General features: G+C 71.9%; 1 protein-coding gene (cut by a window edge). It reads right to left on the bottom strand.

Translation table 11 applies throughout. The features are described from left to right. On the bottom strand, window positions 1-12327 hold the 5' portion of the coding sequence (locus ABH937_RS18760) for a non-ribosomal peptide synthase/polyketide synthase (RefSeq protein WP_370218890.1). The gene continues 9705 nt to the left of window position 1, outside the view; only the first 12327 of its 22032 coding nucleotides appear in the window; its start codon is at window positions 12325-12327; the stop codon falls past the left edge of the window.

Genomic DNA, 12327 nt, shown 5'->3' with positions numbered 1-12327 from the left:
GAAGAAGTCGTCGTCGATGCCGACCTGGGGCAGGCCGAGCACCTGGGCGAAGACCTCGCAGAGCAGTTCCTCCTGCGGGGTGCGAGGGGCGCGGCCCGGTGCCGTGCTGAAGTCGGGGGTGGGGAGGGCGCGTCGGTCGAGTTTGCCGTTGACGGTGACCGGGAGCTTGTCGAGGATGACGATGGCGGCGGGGACCATGTATTCGGGCAGCGTCGCGGCGAGCTGGGTGCGTACCTCGGTGGTGTCCAACTCGCCTGTGGGGATGGCGTAGCCGACAAGTCGCTTGTCGCCGGGGGTGTCCTCGCGGACGATGACGGCGGCGTGGGCGATGGCGGGGTGGGCGGTCAGGGCGGCCTCGATCTCGCCCAACTCGATGCGGAAGCCTCGGAGTTTGACCTGGTCGTCGGTGCGGCCGAGGTACTCCAGGGTGCCGTCGGTGCGCCAGCGGGCGAGGTCGCCGGTGCGGTACATGCGCGCGCCGGGCTCGCCGTGGGGGTCGGCGACGAAGCGTTCGGCGGTGAGGTTCGGGCGGCTGAGGTAGCCGCGGGCGAGCTGGACGCCCGCCAGGTACAGCTCACCCTGGACACCGGCGGGCACTGGCTGCAACGCACCGTCGAGCACGTAGACACGGGTGTTCCAGACCGGGCGGCCGATCGGCACGGACGCGCCGGTGCTGTCGTCGGCGCAGGCCCAGGCGGTGACGTCGACCGATGCCTCGGTGGGGCCGTAGAGGTTGTGCAGCGGCACGCCCGGCAGCAAGTGGGCGACTCGGTCGCGCAGTTCGGTGGGCAGTGCTTCGCCGCTGCACAGGACGGCGCGCAGTCCGTCGCAGTTCGCCGCGGTGGGTTCGGTCAGGAAGGCCTGGAGCATCGACGGAACGAAGTGCGTGATGGTGACCCGCTCGCGCTGAATCAGCTCGGCAAGGTAAGCGGGTTCGCGGTGGCCGCCCGGGCGGGCGACGACGAGGGTAGCGCCTTCCAGCAGCGGCCAGAAGAACTCCCAGACGGACACGTCGAATCCGAACGGGGTCTTCTGCAGCACCCGGTCCGAGGAGTCCAGCCCGTACTCACCCTGCATCCAGGCCAGGCGGTTGACGATTCCGGTGTGCGGGACCACGACGCCCTTGGGCCGACCCGTCGAACCGGAGGTGAAGATGACGTACGCCGGGTGCTCCGGCCGCAGACCACGGTCAAAAAGATTGTCGCCATCGCGGTCTGACGCTTCGTCAATCAGCTCTCGCGTCACGGTCACCGGGCTGTTCGCCTCGCTGAGCACGTAGGCGATGCGCTCGGCCGGGTAGTCCGGGTCGACGGGCAGGTAGGCGCCGCCGGCCTTCAGGACCGCGAGGAGTGCGACGACCAGTTCGGTGGAGCGCTCCATCAGCACCGGCACCACCGACTCGGGCGCGACCCCGCGCTCGACCAGCAGCCGGGCCAGCCGGTTCGCCCGCGCGTTCAGTTCGCCGTAGCCGACCTGGACGCCCTCGAAGACCACCGCGACCGCCTCCGGCGTCCGCGCGACCTGAGCCTCGAACAGCTCCGGCAGCGTCCCCGCCGGAACCTCGACCGCCGTGTCGTTCCACTCCACCAGCACCCGCCGCCGCTCCGCCGCATCGAGCACCTCGACGCGGTGGAGCGGCCCGTGCGGCTCGGCGGCCACGGAGTGCAGGACGCGCAGGAAGCGTTCGGCGATCTGCTCAGCGGTCTTGCGGTCGAAGAGGTCGCGCGCGAACGTGAGATCGCCCTGCAGCCCGGCGGTGCCGGAACCCTCGCTCAGCGTGAGGGCCAGGTCGAACTTGGCGGCTTCCTGCCCGCTGGGCAGCACGGACGCGTCCAGACCCGGGAGGTCCACCACCGCCTGGGTGGTGTTCTGCAGGGTGAGCATGACCTGGAAGAGCGGGTGGCGCGCCAACGAGCGGGCCGGCGCCAGCTCTTCGACCAGGCGCTCGAACGGCACGTCCTGGCGGGCGAACGCCGCAAGACCGGCCTCCCGGACCCGGTGCAGCACCTGCGCGAAGCTGGGGTCGCCGGTCAGGTCGGTGCGCAGCACCAGGGTGTTGACGAAGAACCCGACCAGGTCGTCCAGACCCTCATCGGTGCGGCCGGCGATCGGGGTGCCGATCGGGATGTCGGTGCCGGCGCCGAGCCGGGAGAGCAGGACGGCGAGTGCCGCCTGCAGCACCATGAACAGGGTGACGCCCTCGGCCTGCGCCAATTCCTGCAAGCGCTGGTGAAGTTCGGCGGGAACAACCAGTTCGACGGACTCGCCCTGGTGGCTGGCGATGGCGGGGCGCGGTCGGTCGGTGGGGAGGGTCAGTTCCTCGGGCAGTTGGGCCAGGGCCGAGCGCCAGTAGGCGAGTTGCTGGGTGAGCAGGCTCGTCGGGTCCTCGGGTGCGCCGAGGAGGTCGCGTTGCCAGAGTGCGTAGTCGGCGTACTGGACGGGCAGCGCCTCCCAGGCGGGGGTCTGGCCGGTGAGGCGGGCGGTGTAGGCGGTGGAGAGGTCGCGGGCGAGTGGGACGGTGGACCAGCCGTCGCCGGCGATGTGGTGGATCACGACGAGCAGCACGTGCTTGTCGGCGCTCTGTTGGAACAGCCAGGCTCGCAAAGGCAGTTCGGCTGCCAGGTCGAAGGCGTGGGCGGTGGCCCGGGTGATCGCCTGCTCGTCGAAGGTGGTCACGGTGAGGAGCTCGCCGAGGGCGTCGGCGTTCAGCACCTGCTGGTGGGGCTGGCCGTCGGCGGAGGGGAAGAGGGTGCGCAGCACCTCGTGCCGGCCCACGACGTCGCGCAGCGCTGCGTCGAGCGCGGTGACGTCGAGGTCGCCGGTGAGCTGCAGCGCCAGCGGGATGTTGTAGGTGGCGTTCGGCCCCTCCAACTCGTTGAGGAACCAGAGTCGCTGCTGCGCGAACGAGACCGGCAAGACCTCCGGCCGCGTACCGGCCGTCAGGGCCGGGCGGCGCTGGCCCGCACCGTCCAGCCGCTGGGCGAGGGCGGCGACCGTCGGCGCCTCGAACAGGGCCCGGATGGGCAGTTCGACGCCGAGAGTGGCGCGGATCCGGCTGATCAGGCGGGTGGCGAGCAGGGAGTGGCCGCCGAGCTCGAAGAAGTTGTCGTCGGGGCCGACGGCGGGCACGCCCAGAACCTGGGCGAAGACCTCGCAGAGGAACTGCTCCCGCGGCGTCGCGGGTGCCCGGTGGGTGGTGGCTCCGGCGGTGAAGTCGGGGGCTGGCAGGGCGCGTCGGTCGAGCTTGCCGTTCGCCGTGAGCGGCAGCGCGTCGAGCACGACCAGTGCGGCGGGGACCATGTACGCGGGCAGCAGCGTGGCGAGGTGGGCGCGCACCGCTGCGGTGTCGATCTCACGTGCCGGGAGCAGGTAGCCGACCAGCCGAAGGCCGCCCGGGCTGTCCTCGCGGAGGATCACGGTTGCGTGGGCGATGGCGGGGTGGGTGGCGAGGGCGGCCTCGATCTCGCCGAGTTCGATGCGGTGGCCGCGGAGTTTGATCTGGTCGTCGGCGCGGCCGAGGTACTCCAGGGTGCCGTCAGCGCGCCAGCGGGCGAGGTCGCCGGTGCGGTACATGCGGGTGCCGGGCTCGCCGTGCGGGTCGGCCGTGAAGCGTTCGGCGGTCAGGGCGGGTCGGTTGAGGTAGCCGCGGGCCAGGCCGTCGCCGGCGATGTAGAGCTCGCCGGCCACTCCGGCCGGAGTCGGGCACAGGGCCGAGTCGAGCACGTAGGTGCGGGTGTTGGCGATTGGCCGGCCGATGGTGGGGGCCTCGGTGGGGACTACCTGTGCGGTGGTGGACCAGATGGTGGTCTCGGTCGGGCCGTAGAGGTTGGTGACCTCTCCGAGCCTGCCGAGGGTGGTCGCCAGCGGCCCGGGCAGGGCTTCGCCACCCACGAGCACGCGCAGGTGCGGGAGTTCGGCCGTCCCGCTGCTCAGCTCCTCGGTGAGGGCGCGCCAGAGCGAGGGGGTGGCCTGCATGATGGTGGTGCCGGAAGTCTGGAGCAGCTCGGCGAGGGCGGGGGTGTCGATGACGGTGTCTCGCGGTATGAGCTCGACCCGGGCGCCGCTGATCAGCGGAAGGTAGAGCTCCAGGGCGGCGATGTCGAACGCGATCGTGGTCACCGCCGCCCAGCGGTCCTGGCCGGTGAGCGGGAAGCGGCGGCCCATGTCGGCCAGGAAGGTGGCCAGCGCTCCGTGCCGGACCACGACGCCCTTGGGCCGTCCGGTCGAACCTGAGGTGAAGATGACGTACGCCGGGTGCTCCGGCCGGAGCTGACGTTGCGTCAGGTCAGCCGAGTCATAGTTTGACGTTTCGTCAATGAGCTCCCGAGTCACGACCACCGGGGCGTTCGCCTCGCCGAGCACGTAGGTGATGCGCTCGGCCGGGTAGTTGGGGTCGACGGGCAGGTAGGCGCCACCGGCCTTCAGGACCGCGAGGAGCGCGACGACCAGCTCGGTGGAGCGCTCCATCAGCACCGGCACCACCGACTCGGGCGCGACCCCGCGCTCCACCAGCAGCCGGGCCAGCCGGTTCGCCCGCGCGTTCAGCTCGCCGTACGTCACCTCGACGCCCTCGAAGACCACCGCGACCGCGTCCGGCGTCCGCGCGACCTGAGCCTCGAACAGCTCCGGCAGTGTCCCCGCCGGAACCTCGAGCGCCGTGTCGTTCCACTCGCACAGCACCCGCTGCCGCTCCACCGGGTCCAGGATGTCGATCCGATGGACCGGCCGCTGCGGCTCGGCGAGCACGGCGTCCAGGACCCGCACGAAGCGTTCGGCGAGCTGCTGCGCGGTGGCGTGGTCGAACAGGTCGAGGGCGAAGGTCAGGGCTCCGCGCAGTCCGGCCGGCGCGCCGTCGGTGCCGAAGGCCTCGTTCAGGGTGAGGTCCAGGTCGAACCTCGCCGCCAACTGTCCTGCGGGCAGCAGGGAGACGTCCACGCCAGGCAGGTTGAGAGCGGGCAGCGTGGTGTTCTGGAGGGTCAGCATGACCTGGAAGAGCGGGTGGCGGCCCATCGACCGGGTCGGCGCGAGGTCCTCGACCAGGCGCTCGAAGGGCACGTCCTGGTGGGCGAAGGCCCCCAGGCCGGCCTCGCGCACGCGACCCAGCAACTCGCTGAAGGTCGGGTCGCCGGAGAGATCGGTGCGCAGGACCAGGGTGTTGACGAAGAATCCGGCCAGCTCGTCCAGGGCCTCGTCGGTGCGACCGGCGACGGGCGTGCCGACGGGGATGTCCGTCCCGGCGCCGAGGCGCGACAGCAGGACGGCCAGGGCCGCTTGTAGGACCATGAACACCGTCACGCCCTTGGCGCGCGCGAGTTCGGTCAGGCGCTGGTGCAGCTCGGCGGGCACGGCAAGGTCGACGGTGCCGCCGTCGTGGCTGGCCACCAGCGGGCGGGGCCGGGCGGTCGGCAGCGCGAGCTCTTCCGGCAGGTCGCTCAGCGTGGCGCGCCAGTAGGCGAGTTGCCGGGAGAGCAGGCTGTCCGGCTGCTCCGGCGAGCCGAGCAGGTCACGCTGCCACAGGGCGTAGTCGGCGTACTGCACCGGCAGCGGCTGCCACCCAGGAGCCTCACCGGCGCGACGGGCGCTGTAGGCGGTGGCGATGTCCCGGGCCAGCGGCCCCATCGACCAGCCGTCACCAGCGATGTGGTGCACGACGACGAGTAGCACGTGCTCATCGGTGCTCCGCGAGAACAGCCAGGCATGCAAGGGTACTTCGGATGCCAGGTCGAAGGGGCGGGCGGCGGCCCGGGCGATGGCCTGCTCGTCGAAGGCGGACACGGTGAGCAGCGAGTCGAGCGTCTCGGTGTTCAGCACGCGTTGGTGGGGCCGGCCGTCGACGGCCGGGAAGACGGTGCGCAGCACCTCGTGCCGGTCTGCCACATCGCGCAGCGCCTGGCGCAGAGCCTCGGCGTCCAGTGTGCCGGAGAGGCGAAGGGCCATGGGGAGGTTGTAGGTGGCGTTCGGTCCCTCGAGCTCGTTGAGGAACCAGAGTCGCTGCTGCGCGAACGAGACCGGCAGCGCCTCGGGGCGGGTACCGGCCACCAGCGCCGGGCGCCGCTGGTCACCGGCGATGTGCAGCCGCTCGGCCAGTGCGGTGACGGTGGGCGCCTCGAAGAGTGCGCGGATGGGAAGTTCGACGTCGAGGGTGGTGCGGATGCGGCTGATCAGGCGGGTGGCCAGCAGCGAGTGGCCGCCCAACTCGAAGAAGCTGTCGTCCACCCCGACCTGGGGCAGACCGAGGACCTCGGCGAAGAGCGCTGCCAGGACCTCTTCGCGCGGGGTGCGCGGGGCGCGGTTCGAGGCCGGTGCGAAGTCCGGGGCGGGCAGGGCGCGTCGGTCGAGCTTGCCGTTGAGCGTCAGCGGGAGCTTGTCGAGGACGACGATGACGGTGGGGACCATGTACTCGGGCAGCGTCGCGGCGAGCCGGGTGCGTACGTCGGCGACGTCCAACTCGCTTACGGGGACGGCGTAGCCGACCAGCCTGCGGTCGCCGGGGACGTCCTCGCGCACGAGGGCGGCGGCGTGGGCGATGGCGGGGTGGGTGGCGAGGGCGGCTTCGATCTCGCCGAGTTCGATGCGGTGGCCGCGGAGTTTGATCTGGTCGTCGGCGCGGCCGAGGTACTCCAGGGTGCCGTCGGCGCGCCAGCGGGCGAGGTCGCCGGTGCGGTACATGCGGGTACCGGGCTCGCCGTGGGGGTCGGCCGTGAAGCGTTCGGCGGTCAGGGCGGGTCGGTTGAGGTAGCCGCGGGCCAGGCCGTCGCCGGCGATGTACAGCTCGCCGGCCACTCCGGCCGGGGTCGGGCGCAGGCTCGCGTCCAAGACGTAGGTGCGGGTGTTGGCGATCGGCCGGCCGATCGTCGGCGCCTCGGTGGGGACTACCTGTGCGGTGGTGGACCAGATGGTGGTCTCGGTCGGGCCGTAGAGGTTGGTGACCTGGCCGAGCGAGCTGAGCTCGTCGGCGAGGGAGCTGGGCAGGGCTTCGCCACCCACGAGCACGCGCAGGTGCGGGAGTTCGGCCGTCCCGCTGCTCAGCTCCTCGGTGAGGGCGCGCCAGAGCGAGGGGGTGGCCTGCATGATGGTGGTGCCGGAGCTCTGGAGCAGCTCGGTCAGGGCGGGGGTGTCGATGACGGTGTCTCGCGGTATGAGCTCGACCCGGGCGCCGCTGATCAGCGGAAGGTAGAGCTCCAGGGCGGCGATGTCGAACGCGATCGTGGTCACCGCCGCCCAGCGGTCCTGGTCGGTGAGCGGGAAGCGGCGGCCCATGTCGGCCAGGAAGGTGGCCAGCGCTCCGTGCCGGACCACGACGCCCTTGGGACGCCCCGTCGAACCTGAGGTGAAGATGACGTACGCCGGGTGCTCCGGCCGCAGAGCACGGTCAACGAGGTTGTCACCATCGTGATCTGACGCTTCGTCAACCATCTCTCGCGTCACGGTCACCGGGCTGTTCGCCTCGTCGAGCACGTAGGCGATGCGCTCGGCCGGGTAGTTGGGGTCGACGGGCAGGTAGGCGCCACCGGCCTTCAGTACCGCGAGGAGTGCGACGACCAGCTCGGTGGAGCGCTCCATCAGCACCGGCACCACCGACTCGGGCGCGACCCCGCGCTCCACCAGCAGCCGGGCCAGCCGGTTCGCCCGCGCGTTCAGCTCGCCGTACGTCACCTCGACGCCCTCGAACACCACCGCGACCGCGTCCGGCGTCCGCGCGACCTGCGCCTCGAACATCTGTGGCAAGGTGCTCGCCGGAACCTCAAGCGCCGTGTCGTTCCACGCGTGCAGCACCCGCTGCCGCTCCACCTGGTCCAGGACCGCGACCTGGTCCAGGGGGCTGTGCGGCGCGGTCTCCAGGATGGTGACCAGGCTGTCGACGGCGGTGCGGGTCAGGGCGAGGAGCAGGTCGGGGTCGACGGGCGCTGCGGACTGGGCGTTGAGGATGAAGCCGGTGCCGGTGTCGTCCACGTTCATCGTCACCGGGTAGTTGGTGCGTTCGTGGCTGTGCAGGATCTCGACGCCGGGCAGGCCGGTCTCGGGGATCGCCTCGGGGGTGGGGCCCTGACTGTGGCGGTAGTTGAGCAGTGCGGTGAACAGCGGTGCCGCCGCGGCGACGGAGCTGGCCTGCTGTGCGACGGCGAGCGGGGCGTGCTCGTGGATCAGCAGGTCGGCGAGCTGTCCGCGCATCGCGAGGATCGCGTCGGTCGTGCTGACGCCGGCGGTGGGGACGCGGACCGGCAAGGTGTTGATGAACAGCCCGGGCACCCGGTCCGCGCCGCTGCCGGCGTTCATCCGCCCGAAGAGGACGGTGCCGAAGACGACGTCGTCGCGGTTGGCGGTGGCGGCGACCACCCGGGCCCAGGCGACGTGGAAGACGGCGGCCGCGCTGACGCCCAGCCGGCGGGCCTGCTCGCGCACCCGGGCGGCGAGCCCGGCGTCCAGCCAGTGGGTGGCCTCGGCGAGCCCGCCGGCCTCCCGGTGCACGTCCACCAGGCCGAACGGGGCGGTTGGCTCGCTGATGTCGCCGAGCAGGCCGGCGAAGAACTTCTCGTGGTCCTCGGCGGAGACGCCCAACCGGGCCTGGGCGACGAAGTCGCGGAACGGCAGCGGGGTCGGCAGGCTCTCCTGCTGCCCCGTCACGACGGCCCGGATCTCCGCGAGCAGCACCTCCAGGGTGGTGTGGTCGGTGATCAGGTGGTGGCGCTGGAGCAGCAGCAGCCACCGCTCGGTACCGGGCTCGGCGGCGATGTACGCGTGCAGCAGCGGCGCTCGCGTGACGTCCATGGACGGACGGCACGCGGCGCTGAGCCGCGCCATCGGGTCCGTGCCGGAGTCGGTGCCGGCGTCCATGCCTGAGTCAGCAGCGAGCGCCGCGTCGAGGTCGACCTGCTCGACGGGCAGCTCGGCGTGGCGGGCGACGACCTGGACAGGCGCGGACAGGCCTTGCCAGAGGAAGGCGGTGCGCAGGATGTCGTGGCGGTCCACCACGTGCTGCAACGCGGCCAGGAAGCTGTCGAGGCGGTCGCGCGAGTCGAAGGTCAGCGCGGTCGGCAGCACGTAGGCGTCGTCTCCGCCGTCGCCGGTGGCCAGCAGGTGGTGGAAGAAGATGCCCTCCTGGAGCGGGGCGAGGGGGTAGATGTCGGCGATGCCGGCCGCGCCGCCGGGGAACGCGGCCGAGATCCGGTCGATCTCCTCGGCCGTCAGGTCCACCAGGGGCAGCATCTCCGGCGTGATCGCCCGGGCCCCGGCCGGGATCCGGTTCGGCGGCGCCGCCACCTCACTGGTGGCGGAGGCCAGGGCGAGGCCGGCGGCGGTCGGCGTGGCGAACAGCGCGCGGACGTTCACCTGCACACCGCGGGCGCGCAACCGCTCCACCAGCGAGACCGCGAGCAGGGAGTGGCCGCCGAGCTCGAAGAAGTCGTCGTCGATGCCGACCTGGGGCAGGCCGAGGACCTCGGCGAAGACCTCGCAGAGGATCTCCTCACGCGGCGTGGACGGCGCGCGGTGCGTGGCGGACGCGGCGAAGTCGGGGGTGGGCAGGGCGCGTCGGTCGAGTTTGCCGTTGACGGTGACCGGGAGCTTGTCGAGGACGACGATGGCGGCGGGGACCATGTATTCGGGCAGCGTCGCGGCGAGCTGGGTGCGTACCTCGGTGGTGTCCAACTCGCCTGTGGGGACGGCGTAGCCGACAAGTCGCTTGTCGCCGGGGGTGTCCTCGCGGACGATGACGGCGGCGTGGGCGATGGCGGGGTGGGCGGTCAGGGCGGCCTCGATCTCGCCCAACTCGATGCGGAAGCCGCGGAGTTTGACCTGGTCGTCGGTGCGGCCGAGGTATTCGAGGTTGCCGTCGGTGCGCCAGCGGGCGAGGTCGCCGGTGCGGTACATGCGCGCGCCGGGCTCGCCGTGGGGGTCGGCGACGAAGCGTTCGGCGGTGAGGTTCGGGCGGTCGAGGTAGCCGCGGGCGAGTTGGACGCCCGCCAGGTACAGCTCACCCTGGACACCGGCGGGCACTGGCTGCAACGCACCGTCGAGCACGTATACCCGGGTGTTCCAGACCGGGCGGCCGATCGGCACGGACGCGCCGGTGCTGTCGTCGGCGCAGGCCCAGGCGGTGACGTCGACCGATGCCTCGGTGGGGCCGTAGAGGTTGTGCAGCGCCACATCCGGCAGCAAGTGGGCTGCTCTGTCGCGCAGTTCGGCGGGCAGTGCTTCGCCGCTGCACAGCACGGCCCGCAGCCCGGTGCAGGAGGTCGCGCCCGGATCGGCGAGGAAGACCTGGAGCATGGCGGGGACGAAGTGGGTGACCGTCACCTGCTCGCCCTGGATCAGCTCGGCCAGGTACCCCGGCTCGCGGTGGCCGCCCGGGCGGGCGACAACGAGGGTAGCGCCTTCCAGCAGCGGCCAGAAGAACTCCCAGACGGACACGTCGAATCCGAACGGGGTCTTCTGCAGCACCCGGTCCGAGGACTCCAGCCCGTACTCACCCTGCATCCAGGCCAGGCGGTTGACGATCCCGGCGTGCGGGACCACGACGCCCTTGGGCCGACCCGTCGAACCGGAGGTGAAGATGACGTACGCCGGGTGCTCCGGCCGCAGACCACGGTCAACAAGATTGTCGCCATCGCGGTCTGACGCTTCGTCAACCATCTCTCGCGTCACGGTCACCGGGCTGTTCGCCTCGCTGAGCAGGTAGTCGATGCGCTCGGCCGGGTAGTCCGGGTCGACGGGCAGGTAGGCGCCACCGGCCTTCAGCACCGCGAGCAGCGCGACGACCAACTCGACCGAACGCTCCATCAGCACCGGCACCACCGACTCCGGCCCCACCCCGCGCTCCACCAGCAGCCGCGCCAGCCGGTTCGCCCGCGCGTTCAGCTCGCCGTAGCCGACCTGGACGCCCTCGAACACCACCGCGACCGCCTCCGGCGTCCGCGCGGCCTGTGCCTCGAACAGCTCCGGCAGCGTCCCCGCCGGAACCTCGACCGCCGTGTCGTTCCACTCGGTCAGCACCTGCCGCCGCTCCTGCGCGGCGAGCAGGTCGACCTGGGTGAGCGGCAGGTCCAGGGCGTCCGGGGCGGCCAGCGTCTCCAGCAGCCGGGCGAACCGCCGGGCGTGCTCGGCCGTGGCCGCCGCGTCGTACACCGCCGGGTTCGCGTTGACGACCAGCTGCATGGTCCGGCCGCCCTGGCGGTCGTACAGGACGAAGGACAGGTCGTCGACGGAGCCGTTGGTGAGGCTGTGCGCGGTGCTGGGGTGGCCGGCGAACCGCAGGTCGTAGTCGAAGGCCATCACGTTGACCTGCGAGCCGAACAGGCGGGCGCTGCCGCTGCCGACCAGGTTCAGGTCGCGCCGGAGGTCCTCGTAGCGGTAGCGCTGGTGGCGCAGCGCCTCGCGCATGGTGCTGCTGGCCTGGCGGGTCAGCTCGGCCAGGCCCGCTTCCGGACGCACCGTCAGGCGGATCGGCAGCAGGTTGGCGAGCATGCCAGGGGTGGTGCGCTGGAGCCGGCTGGTGCGGCCGGCCACCGGCAGGCCCAGGACGATGTCCTCGGTCCCGGTCAGGCGCTGGGTGTAGAGGGAGGCCGCGGCCATGATGAAGACGGGCAGGCTGGTCTTCAGGCGGCGGGCGGCCGTGCGCACCCGCTCGGCCGTCTCGGGGGCGAGGTCCTCGATGTGGCGGATGCAGGTGTGCGAGGCCGGCGCGAAGCGGCCGCCGAGGCTGACCGCCTCCGGGTGATCGGCGAAGCGCTCCGTCCAGTACCGGCGGTCCTCGGCGAACTGCTCGGAGGTGCGGTAGGCCGCGTCCTCCTCGACCAGGTTCCGGAACGGCGGCAGGGGGTCACCGGTGGGCCGTCCCTCGACCAGGGCGGTGTAGATCTCGGCGACGCGGCCGGCGACCAGCGAGCCGCTGTAGCCGTCGGCGGCCACGTGGTGACCGCGCTGGTACCAGTAGAACCGCTCCGGACCCGCCGGGAAGATGGCCATGGAGTTGGCAGGACCGCGCTCCAGGTCGACCGGCTGCGCCAGGTCCGCCCGCATCCATGCCTGCACCGCCGCCCAGGGGTCCGGCTCGGTGCTCACGTCCCGCACCAGCACGGGCCACTGCGGCACCGGCTCGACCACCTGGCGCACCTGCGCGCCGTTCGACACGAAGCGCAGCCGCAGGATCTCCGCCTCCACGACGATCTGCCGCAGCGCGCTCTGGAAGAGGACCGGGTCGATCGGGCCGTGGATCTCCAGGCACTCGGCGATCTGGTACGACGGATTCGACGGGTCCAGATGCTGGGCGAACCACACTCCGGACTGTCCAGCCATCAGCGGCCAGGTGACGGATTGGGTGTCCGACAT

The sequence above is a fragment of the Kitasatospora sp. GAS1066B genome (assembly GCF_041262605.1).
Classification (GTDB): Bacteria; Actinomycetota; Actinomycetes; order Streptomycetales; family Streptomycetaceae; genus Kitasatospora.
The sequence above is the reverse complement of the archived record's forward strand: the minus strand, read 5'-3'. Positions and strand labels throughout refer to the sequence as shown.